General features: G+C 73.0%; 17 protein-coding genes. 6 read left to right on the top strand and 11 right to left on the bottom strand.

Features of this window, described 5'->3' with window-relative positions:
* Positions 1–66 precede the first annotated feature (66 nt).
* The 5 genes from AA23TX_RS46655 to AA23TX_RS46635 are packed head-to-tail and all read right to left on the bottom strand — an operon-like array spanning position 67 to position 5,293.
* Positions 67–1,359, bottom strand: coding sequence for a DUF58 domain-containing protein (locus AA23TX_RS46655; RefSeq protein WP_155549258.1), 1,293 nt, complete (start codon positions 1,357–1,359; stop codon positions 67–69).
* Position 1,360: 1 nt separating this feature from the next.
* The gene (locus AA23TX_RS46650; RefSeq protein ID WP_155549257.1) at positions 1,361–2,326 is read right to left on the bottom strand and encodes an AAA family ATPase; all 966 of its coding nucleotides are present in this window, start codon (positions 2,324–2,326) and stop codon (positions 1,361–1,363) included.
* The gene (locus AA23TX_RS46645) at positions 2,323–3,462 is read right to left on the bottom strand and encodes a DUF4350 domain-containing protein (protein ID WP_155549256.1); all 1,140 of its coding nucleotides are present in this window, start codon (positions 3,460–3,462) and stop codon (positions 2,323–2,325) included. Before AA23TX_RS46645 ends, AA23TX_RS46650 begins: the two co-directional genes overlap by 4 nt.
* Positions 3,459–4,100, bottom strand: a complete 642-nt coding sequence (locus AA23TX_RS46640) for a DUF4129 domain-containing protein (protein ID WP_155549255.1) — start codon at positions 4,098–4,100, stop codon at positions 3,459–3,461. Before AA23TX_RS46640 ends, AA23TX_RS46645 begins: the two co-directional genes overlap by 4 nt.
* A complete protein-coding gene (locus AA23TX_RS46635) occupies positions 4,094–5,293 on the bottom strand; it encodes a hypothetical protein (RefSeq protein ID WP_155549254.1) in 1,200 nt (399 codons plus the stop codon). The genes AA23TX_RS46640 and AA23TX_RS46635 overlap by 7 nt, the downstream gene beginning before the upstream one ends.
* Positions 5,294–5,543: 250 nt before the next feature.
* Between AA23TX_RS46635 and AA23TX_RS46630 the strand changes: the two genes are divergently transcribed.
* A complete protein-coding gene (locus AA23TX_RS46630; RefSeq protein WP_155549513.1) occupies positions 5,544–6,563 on the top strand; it encodes a neutral zinc metallopeptidase in 1,020 nt (339 codons plus the stop codon).
* Here AA23TX_RS46630 and AA23TX_RS46625 read toward each other — a convergent pair.
* Together AA23TX_RS46625 and AA23TX_RS46620 are read right to left on the bottom strand one after the other, a co-directional pair.
* Positions 6,556–6,975 (bottom strand): hypothetical protein, encoded by a 420-nt coding sequence (locus AA23TX_RS46625; protein WP_155549514.1) that lies wholly within the window; start codon positions 6,973–6,975, stop codon positions 6,556–6,558. The genes AA23TX_RS46630 and AA23TX_RS46625 overlap by 8 nt on opposite strands.
* A gap of 115 nt (positions 6,976–7,090) precedes the next feature.
* Entirely contained in the window at positions 7,091–8,170 is a 1,080-nt protein-coding gene (locus tag AA23TX_RS46620) for a potassium channel family protein (protein WP_155549253.1), read from the bottom strand.
* A gap of 91 nt (positions 8,171–8,261) precedes the next feature.
* Here AA23TX_RS46620 and AA23TX_RS46615 point away from each other — a divergent pair, with 91 nt between their 5' ends.
* The gene (locus AA23TX_RS46615) at positions 8,262–8,630 is read left to right on the top strand and encodes a DoxX family protein (protein WP_155549252.1); all 369 of its coding nucleotides are present in this window, start codon (positions 8,262–8,264) and stop codon (positions 8,628–8,630) included.
* Between the two features lie 132 nt (positions 8,631–8,762).
* Here the strand turns inward: AA23TX_RS46615 and AA23TX_RS46610 are convergent, their stop codons facing one another.
* Positions 8,763–11,999 carry an ATP-dependent helicase gene (locus AA23TX_RS46610; protein ID WP_155549251.1) on the bottom strand — a complete coding sequence of 1,079 codons (3,237 nt, stop codon included), beginning with the start codon at positions 11,997–11,999 and terminating at the stop codon, positions 8,763–8,765.
* Positions 12,000–12,075: 76 nt separating this feature from the next.
* Positions 12,076–15,288, bottom strand: a complete 3,213-nt coding sequence (locus AA23TX_RS46605; RefSeq protein WP_439328809.1) for an ATP-dependent helicase — start codon at positions 15,286–15,288, stop codon at positions 12,076–12,078.
* A gap of 133 nt (positions 15,289–15,421) precedes the next feature.
* Between AA23TX_RS46605 and AA23TX_RS46600 the strand changes: the two genes are divergently transcribed.
* Together AA23TX_RS46600 and AA23TX_RS46595 are read left to right on the top strand one after the other, a co-directional pair.
* On the top strand, positions 15,422–15,745 hold the full coding sequence (locus tag AA23TX_RS46600) for an MGMT family protein (RefSeq protein WP_155549250.1): 324 nt from the start codon (positions 15,422–15,424) through the stop codon (positions 15,743–15,745).
* A 28-nt stretch (positions 15,746–15,773) separates the two neighbouring features.
* Positions 15,774–16,634, top strand: a complete 861-nt coding sequence (locus AA23TX_RS46595; protein ID WP_155549249.1) for a siderophore-interacting protein — start codon at positions 15,774–15,776, stop codon at positions 16,632–16,634.
* Positions 16,635–16,639: 5 nt separating this feature from the next.
* On the opposite strand, the gene AA23TX_RS46590 is transcribed toward AA23TX_RS46595, so the two are convergent.
* A complete protein-coding gene (locus AA23TX_RS46590) occupies positions 16,640–17,452 on the bottom strand; it encodes a uroporphyrinogen-III synthase (protein ID WP_155549248.1) in 813 nt (270 codons plus the stop codon).
* A complete protein-coding gene (locus AA23TX_RS46585) occupies positions 17,445–18,413 on the bottom strand; it encodes a helix-turn-helix transcriptional regulator (protein ID WP_155549247.1) in 969 nt (322 codons plus the stop codon). Before AA23TX_RS46585 ends, AA23TX_RS46590 begins: the two co-directional genes overlap by 8 nt.
* Before the next feature lie 62 nt (positions 18,414–18,475).
* Here AA23TX_RS46585 and AA23TX_RS46580 point away from each other — a divergent pair, with 62 nt between their 5' ends.
* Positions 18,476–18,871, top strand: coding sequence for a DUF3224 domain-containing protein (locus AA23TX_RS46580; protein ID WP_196425906.1), 396 nt, complete (start codon positions 18,476–18,478; stop codon positions 18,869–18,871).
* Positions 18,872–18,880: 9 nt separating this feature from the next.
* Positions 18,881–19,978, top strand: coding sequence for a DNA glycosylase AlkZ-like family protein (locus AA23TX_RS46575; protein ID WP_155549246.1), 1,098 nt, complete (start codon positions 18,881–18,883; stop codon positions 19,976–19,978).
* Positions 19,979–19,993: the final 15 nt, after the last annotated feature.

The following is a 19,993-nucleotide window of genomic DNA, read 5'->3' as shown; positions in this document are numbered from 1 at the left end:
CACCACCGCAGCCACACTCGTGAGTGAGAAACAGGGTTAGAACACTGTTTCTCACTCACGACCTCTTTAGAGCCGCCCGGCCGCCTTCAGCGCCAGGTACCGGTCCGCCAGCGCCGGCGGCAGCTCCTCCGGCACCGCGTCCACCACGCTGACCCCGTGCCGGGCCAGGCGTTCGGTCACCCGCTGCCGCTCCGCCGTCGTCCGCGACGCCGCCGCCGCGTCGTACACGGCCTCCGCGTCGCCCCGGCCGGTGAGCATCTCCGCGACCCGCGGGTCCGCCACCGCCGCCACGATCAGCTCGTGCCGCGCGGTCAGCGAGCTCAGCACCGGGAACAGGCCTTCCTCCAGCGGCGCCGCGTCGAGCCCGGTCAGCAGCACCACCAGCGAACGGCGGCGGGTGCGCTGGAGCACCTCCGCGACCATCCCCCGCGCGTCCGTCTCGACCAGCGACGGCTCGATCGGCGCCATCGCGTTCACCAGGGACGTCAGCAGGGAGGCCCCCGAAGAACCCTGCACCGCGGCCCGCAGGCGACGGTCGTACGCCAGCAGGTCGACGCGGTCGCCCGCCCGGGAAGCCAGCACGGCCAGCAGCAGCGCCGCGTCCATCGCCGCGTCCAGGCGCGGGGCGTCGCCGACCCGGCCGGCCGACACGCGGCCCGTGTCCAGCACCAGCACCACGTGCCGGTCGCGCTCCGGGCGCCAGGTCCGGACCATCACGTCCGCCGCCCGCGCCGTCGCGCGCCAGTCGATCGAGCGGACGTCGTCGCCGATCACGTACTCGCGCAGCGAGTCGAACTCCGTGCCCTGCCCGCGGATCAGCACCGCGCTGCGGCCGTCGAGCTGCTGCAGCCGCGCCAGCCGCGACGGCAGGTGCTTGCGGCTGTGGAACGGCGGCAGCACGCGGACGGTCCACGGCACCTCGTGCGACCCCTGCCGCGCGGCCACGCCCAGCGGCCCGACCGACCGGACCGTCACCCGCGCCGCCGTCCGGTCGCCGCGCCGCGTCGGCCGCAGGGAAGTCACCAGCGCCTGCCGTTCCCCGGCCGGGACGCGCAACGCGTGCCGGTCCGCGGCTCCGGCCGAAGGCGGCCACGCGTCACGCAGCTGCCCGCGCACCGCACGGCCACCGGGGTTCGCGACGACCAACGTCACCTCGCACGGCTCGCCGAGCCGCACCGACGTGTCGCCCGACCGCCGGAAAGCCAGCGGCCGCACGCTTCCGGCCAGCACGAGGTCGACGACCACGAGCAGCACGAGCACGCCGCCGACGGCCAGGATCCCGGTCTTCGACGGCCACACCAGCCCGACCACCAGCGCGCCGAACAGCGCGAGCAGCCCGAGCCTTCCGGTGACGGCCATGTCAGCGCGGCACGGGCACGGACGCGAGCACGCGGTCGAGCACGCCGTCCGCGGTGACGCCCTCCAGCTCGGCCTCCGGCCGCACGTCGAGACGGTGCCGCAACGCGGGCCGAGCCAGGGCCTTGACGTCGTCGGGGGTCGCGTAGTCGCGGCCGGCGAGCCACGCCCAGGCCCGCGTCACCGCGAGCAACGCCGTGGCGCCACGCGGGGAAACGCCGATCCGCACCGACGGCAACGACCGCGTCGCCCGGCACAGGTCGACGACGTACCCGATCACCTCGGGCCCGATCGTCACGCGTGCCACGGCTTCCCGCGCCGCCGCCAGCTCCGTCGCGCCCGCGACCGCCTTCAAGCCCGCCGCAGCCAGGTTGCGCGGGTCGAAACCCTGCGCGTGCCGCCAGAGGATGCCGATCTCGTCCTCGCGCGACGGCGTGGGCATGGTCAGCTTCAGCAGGAACCGGTCCAGCTGCGCCTCCGGCAGCGGGTAGGTGCCTTCGTACTCCACCGGGTTCTGCGTGGCGATCACGATGAACGGGTCGGGCAGCGGCCGCGTCTTGCCGTCGAGCGAGACCTGCCGCTCCTCCATCGCCTCCAGCAGCGACGACTGCGTCTTCGGCGGCGTCCGGTTGATCTCGTCGGCGAGCAGCAGGTTCGTGAACACCGGCCCCTCGCGGAAGGAGAACTCGCCGCTGTGCGCGTCGTAGACGATCGAGCCGGTGACGTCGCCGGGCATCAGGTCCGGCGTGAACTGCACGCGCGTGGTCTCCAGGTCCAGCGCGGCCGCCAGCGCCCGCACGAGCAGCGTCTTCGCCACGCCCGGGACGCCTTCGAGCAGCACGTGCCCCCGGCAGAGCAGCGCCAGGATCAGCCCGGTGACCGCGGCGTCGTTGCCGACGACGGCCTTGCCGACCTCGGCGCGCAACGCGATCAGCGCGTCCCGGGCCCCAGTCGCGTTCTCGCTGGTCAAGATCGCCCCACCTCTCGTTCCACCCTGTCCAGTTCGCCGGCCAGCCGGACCAGCGCGGGGTCGTCCGGCACCGGCGGGCCGTGGAGCACCGCGCCGATGTCGTTGGCCGGCCGTCCGGTGCGCGCGCTCACCGCGGTCACCAGCGCCGCCGCGTCGGCGTCGCGCGGCAGGCCCAGCACGGTCCGCAGCCGGCTCCGCGCCGCTTCCCGCAGCGTCTCGCCCGCGTGTCCCGCGGCCTTCGCCCGCCGGTACAGCCGGGCGCGCCCTTCGGCGGTTTCGGCCGCGCGCACGACGATCGGCAGCGGCTCGGTGACCACCGGGCCGAGCCGGCGCGCCCGCCACAGCGCCAGCAGCGCCACGGCGATGAACGCCTGCGCCGCACCGTAGTACCAGCCGTCGGGGATCAGCTCGAAGATCGACTTACGGGTATCGTCCAGCGCCGGGTCGGTCGTGGACGGCAGGTACCAGACGAGCTTCGGGTGCCCGCCCAGCAGGTGCAGCCCGAGCGCGGCGTTGCCCTCGTCGGCGAGCCGCGAGTTGGTCAGCGGGGCGGGCGAGCCGAGCAGTGTCGTCGTGCCACCCGCGTCGGCGAGCTGCAGCAGCGTGCCGCCGCCGTCTTCGCCGGGGTAGCAGGACCGCGCGCCGGGCGAGGCGTACCCGATGCCACCGAGGGTGACGTCGCCCGCCGCGACGGCCGCGGCGACCGTGCACTGCGGGCTCAGGGTGCCGGTGTCGCTCTGGCCGACCGGGCGCACCAGCGGCAGCGAGTCGTGCAGCGTCGGGGCTCCCGGCGTCACGAAGACGACGTCCGCGGCGTGCTGCCGCAGCGCGTCGAGCCGCTTCGCCGGGACGAGGTCGGGCTGGGTGACCAGCAGCGTCGCGTCTTCGCTGAGCGCGTCGTCGGCTTCGTCGGCGGTGTGCGCGGTCCGGACGTCGACGCCCTGGTCCCGCAGGAGCTGCGCGAGCGCGTGGGCGCCGCCGGGTTCGTACGAGCCGGGTTCGAGCGCGCCGTGGGTCTGCTCGCCGCGGCCGAGCAGGAGCAGGGCCCCGGCGGCGAAGATCAGCGCGACCAGGGCGAGCGGGATCCGCGCACCGCGCCAGATCCGGCGCACGTCCGGCGAAACGGAGGTGCTCACGAGCCCGCCATGGCGACCGGCCGTTCGCGGCGGCAGCGTTCGTCCAGCTCGGTGAGCGTCCGGTACGCCGTTTCGGTGCCTTCGCGGCCGCCGTAGTGGACGTCGTCGAAGAGCCGCGCGCCGTCCCGCAGTTCCGCCGCGACGTTCGGCAGCAGGGTCCCGGCTTCGGCGGCGGCCTCGTCCGCGGTCCGGCCGGAGCGGGCGTCGAGCAGCGCGCGTTCCTCCAGGGCCCGCACGACGGCGCGGAAGCGGTCGCGGACAGCGTCGTCGTACCGGCCGGCGGCCGCGGCTTCGGCGGCCGAGCGGCGGTAGTCGTCGGCGCTCCGGCGCTGGCCGCCGAAGACCGTCCCGCCGGCCCGGGACGTCCGGGCGATCTTGCCGGTGCGCAGCCGGACCACGACGACGAGCACGATCAGCAGCACGAGGACGAGCAGCACGCCCCAGATCCCGCCCGGGACCACGGACGAAACGCCGTTGAGCAGCTTTTCCAGCTGCTCGCCGAGCCACTGCCCGATCTGCTGCAGGAAGTTCGGCTGCGCGTCCCGGTACTTCGGGTCGGTCAGCTCTTCCGCGGCGGCACGGCGGGCAGCGTCCCGGTCGATGTCGACCGGGACGTCGCTGAGGACCAGCGTCACCATGCCTGCGGCGGCTGCACGCCGGCCGCGCGCGCCAGCTCGATGTCCATGCCTTCGCGGCGCATCCGCTGGTCGAGGTAGACGATCACGGTGACCAGCGTGACGAACGGGATCGCGATGGTGCCGGAGACGATCTGCCCGGCCGACTGCAGCAGCAGGTCACCCGTGCTGGGCAGCGTCACCTTGCCCGGGTTGAGCACCTGGTCGAAGACGCCGGTGCCGAGGGCGAACGGCAGCTGGATGATGTTCTCGAAGAGCGACTGGATGAGCCGCGCCAGCAGCAGGATGCCCAGCACCCGCCAGAACGCGCCGCCGACCAGCTTGATCGACCGCGCGAACGCCTCGCGGAACGTCCCGCGCTCGAGCACGAGCGCCGGCACGGCCAGCGCCCAGAACACCCAGGCCAGCACGCCGGGGACGATGCAGAGCATCAGGCCGAGCGTCGTGACCAGCGCGTACACGAACGCGACGCCGAGCAGCGGGAACAGCCGCGGCTGCAGCTCGCGCCACGCGATGCCGAAGGTGACCTCGCGGCCCAGCGCGGCCCGGCCCATCACCGTGGCCATCAGGCCGGTGGTGATCGCCAGCAGCAGGGTCGAGATCAGCAGCGTCGGGATCAGCACGAGGAAGAGGTCGCCGAAGGTGCCGAAGACGAGGTCGCGCACTTCTTCGTCGGTCGCGCCCGGGCCGAGGGTCGCCGTCGTGGCGAGGTTCTCGAAGTCGGCGATCACGTACTTCTGCACCAGGAACGTGATCCCGGCGGTGAGCACCGCCATCACCGCGCCGATGCCGAGGATCAGCAGCGGGTGCCGGCGGATCGCGGTGATCGCGCCGTCGAGGATGTCGCCGATGTTGAGCGGCCGCAGCGCGATCACGCCGGGCTTGCCGAGCCCGTGCGGGCTCCAGCCCCCCGGCTGCTGGTACTGCTGCTGGTACTGCTGCCCGCCGTACGGCGGCAGTGGTGTCGGCGATGTCGGCGGGGTCGGCGGCCGCTCCCAGCCCGGCGGGGTCGCCGGTCCCGGGGTCGCCTGGGCGTCCGGCGGCTGCCACCCGCGCGGCGGCGTCGCCGGTGACGCGGAGTGGTCTTCGGCCGGCTTCGAATCACCCGATCCGGGGGCGGGAATCCGCGGGACGCCCTGGCTGGGTGTCGGCGTGTCGTCGCCCTTGTCGCCGGGCGCGCCACCGGTGTCTGTCATCGAAGCCCCTCGCCTGCGGTACCTGGTTGGCAACACTCTTTCAGAGCCGGTCGCACCCGGCCAGACCTGGGGTGACGTCCGTTCGCGGTGACACCGTGCGCACGGACGGGTGCGAGAGGCCCCATTCCCCCGATATGCTGAATGGCGGGATCGGGTACCCCCGGTCCGTACCGAGACCCTTCGGGACTGCCTAGTGACGCAACCGCCCCACGGCCAGGTACCGCCTCGCGGAACCGTCCAGCCGCCGCCGGTGCCGGATGCGCAACCGGATCTTCCCTGGCTGGGCCGCCCGCACACCGTGTCCGCGCCGCGTCGCCGGTCTCCCGCCGCGGTGATCGGGGTGTGCCTCGGCGCGGTCGCCGTGCTGGTGCTCGGGCTGGTCGCGATCGTCGCCCTCAACCGCGGCGAGACCCCGCTGGCCAACGCGAATTTCCGGGACACGCCGTCGTCCCAAGACGTCCCTTCGCCGCTGCAGCCCGGCGGCGCGGGCGCTCCGGCCTCGGCGTCGAGCCCCCCGTCCGAGACCTCCGCGCCCAGCGCGACCGGCCCGCAGAAGATCCTCAAGCTGGCCGACCACCCGATCCTGCAGGACCCGAACGCCGGCCTGCAGAACCGCGTCTGCACGCTGCCGGCGTGGCAGAGCACCCAGGCGGGCGCGGAAGCGTTCTTCACCGCGGCCAGCAAGTGCCTGGACGCGGCGTGGGGCCCGTTCCTCGAGGCCTACCACCTGCCGTTCACGCCGCCCGCGCTGCACTTCCCGACGGGCGCGAGCTTCGAGACCGAGTGCGGCACCATCCAGGTCGGCATCGCGACCGCCGCGTACTACTGCGAAAACAACCTGTACGTCCCGTTCCGCGGGCTGCAGACCGACCAGTACGGCAACAACCCCGGCGTCTACCTGGCCCTGTTCGCCCACGAGTACGGCCACCACGTGCAGGAGGTCGCCGGGCTGATGGACGCGGCCTGGCAGAAGATCTACGAGGCCGGCCAGAACAGCCCGGCCGGGCTCGAGATGTCGCGGCGCAAGGAGCTGCAGGCCCAGTGCTTCTCGGGCATGTTCCTCGGCGCGCACGTCGACCAGGGCGGCACGATCAGCCGCGACATGTACAACAAGGCCTGGAACGACCAGGAGACCCGCGGCGACAACACCTCCCGCAGCCACGACCACGGGACGAACGCGCACTACGCGTCCTGGTGGCGGGCGGGCGCGACGAGCAACCGGATCTCCGACTGCAACACCTTCGCGGCGCCGTCGTCCGAGGTCAGCTAGCTGTTTTGGGTCGCAGCGGGATGCTCAACCACAGGTAGACGAACATCCCGCCCGAGAAGCACGCGAACACCAGCAGGAACAGGCCGACCGGGCGCCGTGCGTCCGAGGCGCCCGCCGAGGTGTCCGCGACGCGGACCGTGACCGTCCCCTGGTCGGGCAGCACCTCCGGGACGCCGACGTCGACCCGCTCGCCTTGGCCGTGCCCGCAGCCGTTCAGGGTGCCTTCGTGCGTCTTGCCCGCGACGGTGAACTTCACGGTCTCGACCGCGTCCGGCCGGTCGCACGGCGCCGGCTTGGTGACCTCGGCCCGCACCGGCGCGCCCACGTCGTCGTTCGAGATGCCCAGCAGCCCCGGGCCGGCCAGCCAGGCCAGCAGTACGACGAGCACACCCGCCGCGGCGGGGATCGCCACCGTGGGCCACTTGAGATCGAGTGATCGCGGGGGCACTTCGCCATGGTTCCAGATCCGGCGGGCAAAACCCAGGCGCCCCGGTCCCGCTCAGCAGGTCTCGCCGGGCGAAGCGGACCTACCGCTCGATCTTCTCCGCCTGCGTCACCTTCTTGACGTAGAGCAGCTTGTCGCCCGGCTCGATGGCGTCGGCCTGCGGAGCGTCCACGCGGTACAGGACGCCGTCGCGGACCAGGCCGAGGACGAGGTCGGGCAGGTGCCGCGGCGACCCGCCCTCCTCGGACGGCTCGACCGGCCGTTCGGCGATCGCCAGGCCCGATTCGGGCGTGAGCAGGTCCTCCATGATGTCGACGACCAGCGGCGTCGACGTCGCCATGCCGAGCAGCCGCCCGGCCGTCTCACTGGAGACGACGACCTGGTTGGCGCCGGACTGCTTGAGCAGGTGGACGTTCTCCGCCTCCCGCACCGACGCGACGATGTGCGCCTGGGGCGCCAGCTCGCGGGCGGTGAGCGTGACGAGCACCGCCGTGTCGTCCCGGTTCGGGGCGACGACAACCGCGCGCGCGTGCTGCACAGCGGCGACGCGCAGGACGTCGGAGCGGGTGGCCGAGCCGTGCACGGCGACGAGGCCGAGTGCGCTCGCCGCGTCGAGGGCCTGCTGGTCGGTGTCGACGACGACGATCTGCCCCGGGGCGATGTTCTCGTCGCCGAGCAGCGCGTTGACGGCGGACCGGCCCTTGGTGCCGAACCCGACGACGACCGTGTGGTCGCGCACCTTCGTCCTCCACTTCTGGATCTTGAACGCCTGCCGGGAGCGCTCGGTGAGCACCTCCAGGGTGGTCCCGACCAGGACGATGAGGAAGAGCACCCGCAGCGGGGTGATCACCAGCACGTTCACCAGGCGGGCGGACGAGGTGGCCGGCGCGATGTCGCCGTAGCCGGTCGTCGAGAGGGAAACGGTGGCGTAGTACAGGCTGTCGAGCAGGGACAGGCCGTCGCCGTTGGCATCGCGGTAGCCGTCACGGTCGACGTACACGATGATCACCGTCAGCAGCAGCGCGAGTGTCGCGCCGATGACCCGCTTCATGATCGAACGCAGCGGGCTGACCGTCAGCTCGGGCATCCGCAGGACGCCGACGAGCTCGTGGTCCGGCCGATCGGTGAGACTGCCCAGCGGCAACCGCCTCAGTGCCTTCATGCACCGGCTCCCCGCGGCAGGTGTCGAGCGTCACTCACGCCCGGAGGATAGCCGAACGGAGTAGGGCGCCGCCGCGTGGAACGATGAGTCGATGGCCACCTCCCAGCGACCCGCCCACTTCCTGGCCGGTGCCCTCGGCTTCATGGGCGTCCTGCATTTCGCCGTCCCGAAGCCGTTCGACGGCCTGATCCCCCGGTGGCTGCCGGGTTCCCGGCGGGCGTGGACGTACGGTTCGGGCGTCGCCGAGCTGACGGTCGCGGCCGCGGTGGCGGTCCCCCGCACCCGCCGCCTCGGCGGCCTGGCGGCGGCCCTGCTGTTCCTGGGCGTCTTCCCAGGCAACGTCAAGATGGCACTGGACGCTGCCCCGGCCCCGGCCCCGCAACGCGCGATGGCCTGGGCCCGCCTCCCCCTGCAGTGGCCCCTGATCGCGTGGGCTCTGAAGGTCCGCGACCGAGCCTGACCGGGCATCACGCGTGATTGAGCGGGCATCACGCGTGATTGGAGGGGCATCAGCGCGATGCCCCTCCAGACACGGCTGATGCCCCGCTGATCACGGGTGATGCCCCTCCAGACACGCGTGATGCCCCGCGGGTCACGCCTCGGGGATGTCGCGGAGGATTTGGCGGAGGCCTTCGGGGTCCAGGAGGTCGGCCGGGCGGATCGTGCGGTTCGCGCGGACGTAGTGGAACGCCGCGCGGACCTCCTCCACCGGGACGTTCTTCAGCGCCGCCCACGCCATCCGGTACGCCGCCAGCTGGACCGCCAGCGCCGGCAGCCGGGACTCCGGCGGGACCGCGCCCGTCTTCCAGTCCACGACCTCCCAGTACCCGTCCGGGTGCCGGAACACCGCGTCCATGCGGCCGCGCAGGGTGATGCCCTCGACGTCCGCCGAGAACGACACCTCCACCGCCACCGGCACGCGGGCCGCCCACTCGCTCTTTTCGAACTCCGTCTGCAGCTCTTCGAAGTCCGTGTCGGGCGCCTCGCCGAAGTCGGCCGCGCCCGGGAGGTCGTCGATCTCGATGAGCTGGTCGCCCGCGAACCGGCGCTCCAGCCAGCCGTGGAACTCCGTGCCGCGGCGGGCGAAGCTGTTCGGTTCCATCGGGAGCGGACGGCTCAGGTCCGCCGCCAGCTTCCCCGCGTCGTCGGCCAGCGCGACCAGCTGGCTCACCGAAAGCCGCGACGGCAACGGGACCCGCCGGACCCGGTCGTCCTTCCGTGCCCACTCTTCGAGGAGGACGTCGGTGTCGGTCAGCCAACCGTCCGGATCGTCCTCTTCGGACTCAATTTCATCCACAGTGGACAGCGCTTCGGACACCAGCTCCACCCCCGTCTGGACGCCGGTGCGGCGGTCGGCCAGCGGATCGACCGGCCAGCGCCCCTTCCGCGAGTCCGACACCAGCGGGTTCTCGTCCTCTTCGGACGGTTCCGGCGCCCACTCGGCGAGCTGCCCGACGCCGGTCTCGCGCAGGACGTCGCCGATCTCCGTCAGGAATTCCGACGGCCCCTTGGACCGGCTGCTGCTCTCGTTCCACCAGTGCCCGGACACGATCAGCGCGTGCTCGGACCGCGTCAGCGCGACGTAGCAGAGCCGCCGTTCCTCCGACTGCTCCCGCTCGACGAACCCGGCTTCGTGCAGTTCCAGTCCTTCTTGGACTTCCTTGCGGTCGTAGCCGTCGGCGATCCGCAGCTCCGGCAGGTCCTGTGAGTCTCCGCGCAACGCCGCGGGCAGCGACGTCGCGGTCCGCAGCCACGACGACGACCGTCGCCGTCCCGGGAAGACGTCCTGCACCAGGTGCGGGACGGCGACGACCTCCCATTCGAGGCCCTTCGCCGAGTGCACGGTGAGTACCTGCACGCGGTCGGGCACGACCTCGACCTCGCCCGGGGTGAGGCCGTCTTCGGCGTGCGCGGCGGTGTTCAGGTAGTCCACAAAGGACAGCAGGGTCGCCGTCGGTGCCGTCTCGGCGTAGTCGGTGACGACCTCGGCGAACGCGTCCAGGTGCGCGCGCCCGGCGGATCCGGGGCGCGCCAGCGATTCGACGTCCAGGAGCATCGTGCGTTCGACGTCGGCGACCAGCTCGGGCAGCGACTGGTCGAGCCGCCGCCGCAACGCGGACAGCTCCCAGCCGACGCGGCGGATGCGCTTGTAACCCTCTTCGGAATACCGTTCCGGCGAGCCCGGCTCGTCGATGGCGTCGATCAGCCCGGCCTGCTCGACGCGTTCCGCGACCAGCTCGGGCGCGTCCGGCTTCTCGGGGCTCGAGAGTTCGCCGGCGCGCCGCCACAACGCGGCGACGTCCGCGGCCGCGAGCCGCCAGCGCGCGCCGGTCAGCAGCCGGGCCGCCGCGCTGCCCGACAGCGGGTCGGCGAGCACCTTGAGCGTCGAGACGAGGTCCGCGACCTCGGGCTCGTCCAGGAGCCCGCCGAGCCCGACGACCTCGACCGGCAATCCGCGCGCCCGCAACTCTGCGGCGATCGGGGCCATGTCGGCGCGGCGCCGCACGAGCACGGCGGCGGTCGGCGGCTTGCCGGTCTCCTCCTGGGTGGCGTACCAGCGCCGGGCGAGGGCGTCGGCCACCCAGTCGCGTTCGGCGCGGATGTCCGGCAGCAGCGCGCACGCGATGTCCGCTGGCCCGGCGCCTTCGCGCGCCCGGAGCCGTTCGACGCCGAGGCCGCGCGCCCGCAGCGGTTCGGCGATGGCGTTGGCGAGGTCGAGGATCTCCGGCGGGTTGCGGAAGCTCGTCAGCAGGCCGAAGTCGTTCGCGGGGACCAGGTTTTCCCCGTCGTGACGCGGGAAGTCCGTGGTGAAGCGGGGGAGGTTGGCCGCGCTGGCCCCGCGCCAGCCGTAGATCGCCTGGGCCGGGTCGCCGACCGCGGTGACCGGCATCGGCTGGTTTTCGACACCGCCGAAGAGCGCCCGGAGCAGGACGCGCTGGGCGTGCCCGGTGTCCTGGTATTCGTCGAGCAGCACCGCGCCGAAGCGCTCCCGTTCGCCGCGCACAACGGAGGGATAGTTGCTCGCGAGCTGCGCGGCCAGCGACATCTGGTCGGCGAAGTCGAGTGCGCCTTCGTTGCGCTTGCGCCGGTGGTACTCCTCGACCAGCGGCAGCAGCGCCAGCCGGAAGTGCTGCGCCGCCATGATTTCGGTGAGCTTCTGCGGCAGCGCGGCCCGCTGTCCCTTGGCCCGCGGCGCGTTCTCGATGACGCGGCACATCCACGTCGTGTATTCGGCGAGCTGGTCGACCGAGATGAGGTGCTCACCGAGCTCACCGGCCAGCTGCAGGACGTCCGCGGTGACGGTCGGCGGGACGCGGTCGGTGTCCAGCTCGTTGTCCCAAGTGGACACGACGCGGTGCGCGATCTGCCACGACGACGTTTCGGACAGCAACCGGACGCCGGGCTGGACCGGCAGGCGCAGCCCGTGTTCGGACAGCAGGCGCCCGGCGTAGGCGTGGTAGGTGAGGACGGTCGGCTCACCGGCGACCACAGTGGACCGCAGGCCGCCGCTCGGGTCGAGCCGATCGAGCAGCCCCGAGCCGGCGAGCCGCCGCAGCCGGGCCCGCACGCGTTCGCCGAGCTGGCGAGCGGCCTTGCGGGTGAAGGTGAGACCCAGGACGCGGTCGGGGCTGACGATCCCGTTGGCGACGAGCCAGACGACCCGCGCGGCCATGGTTTCGGTCTTGCCGGCGCCGGCCCCGGCGACGACGAGGGAAGGCTCGACCGGCGAGGCGATGACGGTGGCCTGTTCGGGAGTCGGCCGGTGCAGCCCGAGCGCGTCGGCGAGTTCGGCGGGCTCGACGGGGTTGGCGACGACGAGCGGGCTCACGCACGCCTCCCGGCCGGTCGTGAGTGGGAAACAGGGTTAGAACACTGTTTCCCACTCACGACGTCTTCGCGACGGGTCACGGGCCCGGCACCTGCCTGCCCTCGGGCCGCAGCGGGCAGCACCCGCGCGCGGGACAGCGGTCGCAGTCCGGGTTCTCCTGGGCCTGGTAGTCCGGCCCCGCCGCCGAGGCCGCCGCGTCGCGGACCAGCTCCAGCCACTGCTTGCCGCCCACCTCGTCGAGCGGGGGCTGAGACCTCTCCGTCGCTCCCGTCTTGTTGTTCGCCTTCGCCACGTACACCAGCCGCGCGCCGCCGGGCTCGTTGCTGCCCTTGATCGCACCCAGCAGTACCGCCAGCTGGTACGCCGCCAGCTGCGGGTGCTCCTCCGCGTCCTTTCCGGACACCGGGACCTTGCCGGTCTTGATGTCGACGATCACCGGGCGGCCCTCGGCGTCCAGCTCGACCCGGTCGACGCGGCCGCGCAGCAGCACCCGGACCTCGTCCTCGCCCCCGGCCGGCAGCTCGACCTCGATGTCCTGCTCGACACCCGCCGCCTTGAGCTCGGCACGGCTGCGCTCCAGCCAGGTCACGAAGTTCTGCAGCATCTGCTCGACGCGCCGCCGCTCACGCCGGGAAAACCACGGTGCGCCAGCGTCGACGCGCACCCAAGCCTCGTCCAAGGCGGCCTGCAGCTCGGCGTCGGTCTTGCCGGACGCGACGGACTCCGCCAGCCCGTGCACCAGCGTCCCGGTCACCGCGGCCAGCTGCGCCGGGTCGCTCCCGCCGTGGCGCTCGATCATCCACCGCAGCGGGCACTTCGTCAGGATTTCCACTGTGGACGGTGAGATCCGGATCAGGTCGCCGGGGCGGTGCACCGGCTCGTCGGTCGACGCCGGGAGCAGGCCGTACCACGTCGACGGGTGCGCGCCCGGCACCTTGGCCTCGGCCAGCCGCGCGAGCTGCTTCGCGGCACGACGCCGTCGCGCGGGCTCGGCCTTGTCGTCGCAGACGACCTCGCGCAGCTCCCCCACCAGCTCGGCCAGCACCAGCGACCGGCCGGGCGGCTTCATCCGCGAGTCGAGACCGCCGTCGTCGGCACCGTTCTCCTCGAGGTCGTCGAGGAAGCGGGACGGCTGTTCGTCCTCTCCGGACACCGCGGTGACCAGCAGCGTCTGCTTCGCCCGGCTCATCGCGAGGTAGAACAGGCGCCGCTCCTCGGCGAGGATCGGCGCGGTCGCGGAGACGGCGTCGTCGTCCACTCCGGACATCAGGTCCTTCAGCCGTTCCACGCCCAGCACGGATCCGCGCAGCCGCAGGTCCGGCCACGCGCCCTCCTGGACGCCGGCGACGGCGACGACCGTCCACTCGCGACCGGCGGCGGCGTGCGCGGTCAGCAGCGAAACCCCGTCCGAAGGCACGGCCGCCGGCGCGAGCGTGTCCCCCGCGATCTGTTGTGCACCGAGATAATCCGCGAAGGACGCGACACTCGCGCGCGGCAGCCGGTCGACGTACCGGCCGGCCGCGTCGAACAGCGCGACGACGGCGTCGAGGTCGCGGTCGGCCTGCGCCCCCAGCGATCCGCCGCGTTCGACCTGCTTCAGCAGCTTGTCCTGCAGCCCGCTTTCCCGCCACAGCTGCCACACGACCTGCTCGACGCCGTCGCCGCGGGCGACAGCCTGGTGCGTGAGGCGCAGCAGCCCGCCGACGCGCCGCACCGGTTCGGCCTCGGCGTCGGCCAGCCCGACGAGGATGTCCCCGCCGCGCAACGCTTCCACGAGCAGCTCGTCACTCGAGCGCTGCCCGCCGCCGGCCAGTTCCAGCCGCCGGAGACCGCGGCGCAACCGCCGCAGCGCCAGCGGATCCGCGCCACCGAGCGACGACGACAGCAGCATCTCGGCGAGGTCGATGTCGAGCAGCTCGGGCGACGGCGCGAGCTTCAGCACGGCCAGCAACGGCCGCACCGCGGGCTGGCGAGCCAGCGGCAGCTCCTCGGTCGCCGACCCGATCGGGACGCCGGCCGCGCGCAAAGCGCGTTGCAGCACCAGGAAAGTCCGGGCCGGCGACCGGACGAGCACCGCGATCTCCGACCACGGCACGCCGTCGACGAGGTGCGCGCGGCGGAGCTGGTCGGCGATCCAGCTCGCCTCGGCGGCGGGCGTCGGCATCACGCGCACCCGCACGTTCCCCCCGGAAGCACCCGCGGGCGGGACGATCTTGCGGTGCCGCGACGCCCCGGGCAGCGTCGCGCCGATCTTCGCCACCGCAAGCCGGACGGCCGGGGCCAGCCGGTGCGACGTCGTGAGCGTGACGGTCCGGCTGCCGTCCGGGTCGGCGTCGGCGAACAGGCTCGCGTCGGCGCCGCGGAAGGAGAACACGTTCTGGTCGGGGTCGCCGGCGACGACGAATTCGGCCGCGGTGTGCCCGATCATCCGGACGAGGCCGGTCTGCAGCGGGTCGAGGTGGTGGGCGTCGTCGACGAAGAGGTGCCGCACCCGGGTGCGCTCACGTTCGCGCAGCTCGTCGTCGTCTTCCAGGGCGAGCAGCGCGGAGGTGACCAGCTCGGCGGCGTCGAGGGCGGGCGCGCTCGCCACGCCCAGCGCGTTGCCGCCCGCGCCCTGCAGCTGCGTGACTTCTTCGTACTGGGCCCAGAACTGCCCGGCGGCGATCCACTCCTCGCGCCCGCGGCGGCGGCCCAGCTCGGCGAGGTCCTCCGGGCCGAGCCCGCGCTCGGCGGCCCGCATGAGCAGGTCGCGCAGCTCTTCGGCGAAGCCGGGGACGATCAGCGCCGGCCGCAGCTGCTCGGGCCAGTACCCGGCTTCCTCGTCGAGGTCGCCGGCGAGCAGCTCGCGGACGACGACGTCCTGCTCGGCACCGGCGAGCAGGCGCGGCGGCGGGAGTTCCTCGGCCATCGCTTCCAGCCGCAGCAGCGAGTAGGCGTACGAGTGGACCGTGCGGACGAGCGGTTCGCGGACGGTCCGGGGCAGCGGCCGCGCCTGGTCGGGGTCGGCGGTGAGGCGGCGCGTGATGTCGGCGCGCAGCGCGTCGGCGGCCTTGCGCGACGTCGTGAGCACCAGCACGCTCTCCGGGTCGGCGCCCTCGGCGATGCGGCGGGTGGCGGCCGAGGCGAGCAGCGCCGTCTTGCCGGTGCCGGGGCCGCCGAGCACGCGGCGGAAACCCCCGGGTGCGGAGAGCACCCGCCGGGCGCCTTCGTCCCAGGTGAAGGAGGGTGCGTCGGCGATCGGCGGGCGCACCAGGCGCGCGTCCGCCTGCGCCGTTCGCCTCGCGTTCACCCAGCGATGGAACCACGACCGGAGTAGTGGGTGCGGCACCGGCACGCCTTAACGGGGCTGCGTGCGATGAAGGTGCCGGAGCGTGCGCCGGGTGGCCACCGAAAGTGTCGTACCCCTCCGGCAGAGTGGGGGCATGGACGACGTTCTGCACGAGCGCGTGCGGGAAATCATCGAGTCGGTGCCGGCCGGCACGGTCGCGACGTACGGCGACATCGCGGCGCTCTCCGGCGCGCCCTCACCGCGGATGGTCGGCGCCATCCTGGCCGAGGACGGGCACGACCTGCCGTGGCACCGGATCCTGCGCGCGAACGGGACACCGGCGCCGCACCTGGTCCACGACCAGCTCGAACGGCTGCGCGCGGAGGGCGTCCTGGCCGACGGCCAGCGCGTCGACCTGCGCAAGTACCGCTGGAAGCCCGGCGGTGACGAAGATCCCGGTGAGGAGGGGCTGTTCTGACCGCTGTTTTTTAGGTTAGCCTCGCCTAATGGCGACGACTCAGGTGGAGCGACCGGCCCTGACGTACCACCGAGCCCGGGTGACCGCGGTCCGGCCGGTGACGCCGCACATGGTGCGCGTGACGTTCGAGGCGGCGAGCTTCCGCGAAGTCCCGGCCGGGGCGCCCGACCAGTACGTCAAGGTCTTCTTCCCGCGGCCCGGCCAGGAAGAACCCGAGCTGCCGGAGACCGGCTCCGACGTCATGTCCTGGTACCGCACGTACCTGGCGATGCCGGACGCCGTCCGCCCGCCGATGCGCACCTACACCGTGCGGGCGCACCGGCCGGCCGCGGCGGAGATCGACGTCGACTTCGTGCTGCACGGCGACACCGGCCCGGCTTCGGCCTGGGCGTCGCGCGTCACGCCGGGCGACCGTGTGACGTTCACCGGACCGTACGGCCTGTACGACCTGCCCGCCGAGGCCGACTGGCAGCTGCTCGTCGGTGACGAAACGGCGTTGCCGGCGATCGGCGCGATCATCGAGCAGCTCCCGGCCGGTACGCGCGCTTCGGCGTACATCGAGGTTTCGGAGCGCGAAGAGCGTCAGACGTTCGAGACGCGCGGAGCGGTCGAAGTCCACTGGCTGCTTCGCGGCTCGCGGCCGCTGGGACAAGCGTTGCTGGACGCGGTGCGTACGGCGACTTTCCCCGGCGGAGCGCCGTATGCGTGGGTGTCGGGCGAAGCGGGCGTCGTGAAGCTGGTGCGGCGGCACCTGGTGCGCGAGCGCGAAGTCGACAAGCGGCGGATCTGCTTCACCGGCTACTGGCGCGCGGGGATCAGCGAAGAGGCGGCAAGCCGGGAAGCGGTCCGCGCGGCCGACGCGGGCGAGGTGCCGCCGGACGAGGACTGACCCCGCTAGCCCGCCGTCGAGAGCGTCGTGACCAGGAGCTTCACCAGGGCGCCGAGGCGTTGCCGCTCCGGCTGCACCGTCCGGACCCCGGCCGCCTCCAACGGCGCGGCCGTCACCGGGCCCACACACGCGCACACCAACGGCCCGCGCATCGCCGCGAGCAGCTCGTCGTACCGTCCGTAGGAGCGGGCCAAGGTCAGGAAGTTCGCCGCCGCCGGGGCGCTCGTGAACGTCAGTGCTCCCAGCTCGCCGGCCACGGCCGCGTCGATCAGGTCGTGCACCGGTGTGACGTCCGGTGGCGAATACCACCGGTACGGCTGCAGTTCGACCAGCGTCGCCCCGGCCGTGACCAGCGGCGCCGTGTGCTCCGGCAGCGGCGTCCCGTGCAGCTGGACCGCCACCCGCGCGCCGTCGATCCCGGCTGCCGCGAGCGTCCCGAACAGCTCCGCGTTGCTCTCCGAGGCAGCCGAATACGCCTCCCGCAGCCCGGCACCGCGCACCGCGCCGACGGCCTTCGGGCCGCGCGCGTAGATCCGGGACGCACCCAGCGCCGTCACCAGGCGGTCGCGCAGGCCCCAGTCCTCGGCCGCCGCCAGCCAGCCGCGGAAGCCCGCGCCCGTCGTGACCACCGTGAACCCCACCGGCGACGCCAGCACGGACTCGGTGCCCGCGCGCAGCTCCGGGTCGCTGTCCAGGGGCACGATGGTGATCGTGGGCGCGTGGCGGACCTCGGCGCCGTACCGTTCGAGCGCGCCGATGAACTCCTCGGCTCGCCGCTCGGCCGTGACTCCGATCGCGATCCCGCTCAGCTCACCCATAGATCGCGCCCATCTCCTCGATCGCCCGCGCCAGCTCGGCCCGGAGGTCCGCCGGTTCCAGGACCTCCAGGTGCGGCCCGAACCGCAGCAGCTCGCCGATGGCCGGTTCGCCCGGCTCCACCGGCAGCTCCACGGTGAGCCAGCCCTCCGCGTCCGGTTCGTTCCGGCAGTGCCGCAGGGCACGGGCGCCGACCGACCCCGCGTAGAACGGTACGAGAGCCTGCGCCCGCGGCGACAACCGCACCACGGCCACCCGCGGGAACATCCGGCGTTCGAACTGCTCGGACCACTCCTGCCAGTACGTCGCGAGGTCGAACCCGGCGGGCCGCTCGAACTCCTCCCCCAGGTCGGTCAGCTCCAGCACGCGCGAAATCCGGTAGGTGCGGTCGGTGCCCTCGCAGCGGGCGGCGAGGTACCAGTTGCCCGCCTTGAGAATCAGCCCCAGCGGCTCGACGTCGCGCTCGACGACCCGCTGGCCCCACCGCTCGTAGCGGATCCGGATCCGGTGCGACGACCACACGGCGTCGGCGATCGCGGACAGGGCCGGCAGGCTTTCGATGCCCCGGTGCCAGCCGGGGACGTCCAGGTAGAACCGCTCGGCGACGCGCCCGGCGCGGTCGCGCAGCTCCTGCGGCAGCGCCGCGTACAGCTTGAGCTGGGCCGCCGCGAGGACGGTGCCGAGGCCCAGCTCGGCGGCCGCCACCGGCAATCCGGCCAGCGACAGCGACTGGGCCTCCTCCTCGGTCATCCCGGTCAGGCGAGTGCGGTAGCCGTCGACCAGGCGGTACCCGCCGGTCCGGCCGCGGTCGGCGTACACCGGGACGCCGGACGCCGACAGCGCGTCGATGTCCCGGTAGACCGTGCGGACCGAGACCTCGAGCTCCTCGGCCAGCTCTTCGGCCGTCATCCGGCCGCGGTTCTGCAGCAGGAGCAGGACGGACAAGAGCCGGCTGGCGCGCATGGCCCGATTCTGGCAGAAATACCTGACACAAGCTGACAGGTATGCCCGGCAGGGTGGTCTCCATGAACGCATTCACCATGAAGAACTGGGAAGAGAACATCGTCAGCGGGACGGACGGCGGCCCGCGGGTCGCCTACGCGCACGCCTCGATGGCGTACGACGGCGTCATCGAGGGTGAATCGGTCTGCGACCTCCTGCTGTACTACGCCGGCGAGGGCTACGAGAGTGGCACGACGACGTCGCCGAGCTTCGAGCGCTTCGCGGGCAAGGTCGACGGTCGCGAAGGGACATTCATCGTGAAGCACGAGTTCACGTTCGACGCCCAGGGCATCGCGTCCACCTTCGACGTCGTGCCGGGCTCGGGCACCGGCGAGCTGGCGGGCCTCACCGGGAGCGGCACCGTCGGCGGCGCGATGGGTGAGAAGAAAATGGGGTACACCTTCGAGTACACGCTCTAGGAGTCGCACGTGGACCGTCGCCAGGTACTCGCCTACCGCATCGCCGAGCACGGGCTGCACCGCACCGCGAAGGACGTCACCGGCCTCGCGGTCGTGCGGGCCGGGCTGCAGGACAGCATGCGCGACACCGCGCTGCTCGCTCTGGTGGCCCGGCTCGCCGAGCCCGTGTCCCCGGTGGACGATCCGCGGCTCGTGCTCGCGTGGACGTTGCGGGGCGCGCCGCACTACCACCTGGATCTGGCCGAGGTGACGCGCGCGCTGGTGCCCCTGGACGACGCGGACGCGCTGGCCCGGATGCTGTGGCAGCGCAAGGACCTGGCGGCGACCGGCCTGGCGGCGTCCGACGTGGTCTTCACTGCGGCCGCGGCCCTCCGCGCCGTGGTCAAGGGACCGATGACGAAGGGCGCGGTCTCGACGGCGGTGACGAAGAAGCTCCCGCCGGAGTTCTCCCGCTGGTGCCGCGGCTGCAACGCGACGCACATCCAGGAGCAGCTGATGCGCATCGCGGCGCCGCACGCCGGTGTCCGCCTGGTGGCCGGGGCTCCCGCGGCCACGCTGGCGCCCCTCGAGGGCCGTGGCCGGATGCGCAAGACACCCGACGTCGCCGCGGCGACGTCGGTGGTCGAGTCGTACCTGCGGCTCAACGGCCCGGCGTCGCCGGGTGAGGCCGCCGAGTTCGTCGGGACGGCGCGCGCGGTGGTGGACAAGACCTGGCCGGACGACCTGGCCGAGGTGCAGGTCGAGGGCAAGAAACGGTACCTGCCCGCTTCGCGCTTGGCGGCTTTGGAAAACCCGCCGGAGCCTGACGTCGTGCGGCTGCTGCCGCCGTGGGATCCGTTCATCCAGGCGCGCGACAAGACGTTGCTGGTCCCGGACCCGTTGCGGCGCAAGGAAGTCTGGAAGATGCTGGGCAACCCGGGAGTCCTGCTGGCGGACGGCGACATCGCGGGCACCTGGCGGACCAAGGGCAGCGGCGCGAAGCTGACGTTCACCGTGACGGCGTTCGACCCGCTTCGCCCGGACGTGCGCGAGGAGGTCGAAGCGGAAGCGGCCCGCGTGGCGGCGGCGCGGGGGTTCGAGAAGCACGTGGTCACCGGGATGTCGTGAGTGAGAAACTGTGTT

Source organism: Amycolatopsis camponoti, from assembly GCF_902497555.1.
GTDB classification, from domain to species: domain Bacteria; phylum Actinomycetota; class Actinomycetes; order Mycobacteriales; family Pseudonocardiaceae; genus Amycolatopsis; species Amycolatopsis camponoti.
The sequence above is the reverse complement of the archived record's forward strand: the minus strand, read 5'-3'. Positions and strand labels throughout refer to the sequence as shown.

Excerpts from the sequence above, each read along its gene's own strand:
- AA23TX_RS46655 (WP_155549258.1), bottom strand. The coding sequence starts at position 1,359 with ATGGCCGTCACCGGAAGGCTCGGGCTGCTCGCGCTGTTCGGCGCGCTG.
- AA23TX_RS46640 (WP_155549255.1), bottom strand. The coding sequence starts at position 4,100 with ATGGTGACGCTGGTCCTCAGCGACGTCCCGGTCGACATCGACCGGGAC.
- AA23TX_RS46635 (WP_155549254.1), bottom strand. The coding sequence starts at position 5,293 with ATGACAGACACCGGTGGCGCGCCCGGCGACAAGGGCGACGACACGCCG.
- AA23TX_RS46620 (WP_155549253.1), bottom strand. The coding sequence starts at position 8,170 with ATGAAGGCACTGAGGCGGTTGCCGCTGGGCAGTCTCACCGATCGGCCG.
- AA23TX_RS46615 (WP_155549252.1), top strand. The coding sequence starts at position 8,262 with ATGGCCACCTCCCAGCGACCCGCCCACTTCCTGGCCGGTGCCCTCGGC.
- AA23TX_RS46600 (WP_155549250.1), top strand. The coding sequence starts at position 15,422 with ATGGACGACGTTCTGCACGAGCGCGTGCGGGAAATCATCGAGTCGGTG.
- AA23TX_RS46595 (WP_155549249.1), top strand. The coding sequence starts at position 15,774 with ATGGCGACGACTCAGGTGGAGCGACCGGCCCTGACGTACCACCGAGCC.
- AA23TX_RS46590 (WP_155549248.1), bottom strand. The coding sequence starts at position 17,452 with ATGGGTGAGCTGAGCGGGATCGCGATCGGAGTCACGGCCGAGCGGCGA.
- AA23TX_RS46585 (WP_155549247.1), bottom strand. The coding sequence starts at position 18,413 with ATGCGCGCCAGCCGGCTCTTGTCCGTCCTGCTCCTGCTGCAGAACCGC.
- AA23TX_RS46580 (WP_196425906.1), top strand. The coding sequence starts at position 18,476 with ATGAACGCATTCACCATGAAGAACTGGGAAGAGAACATCGTCAGCGGG.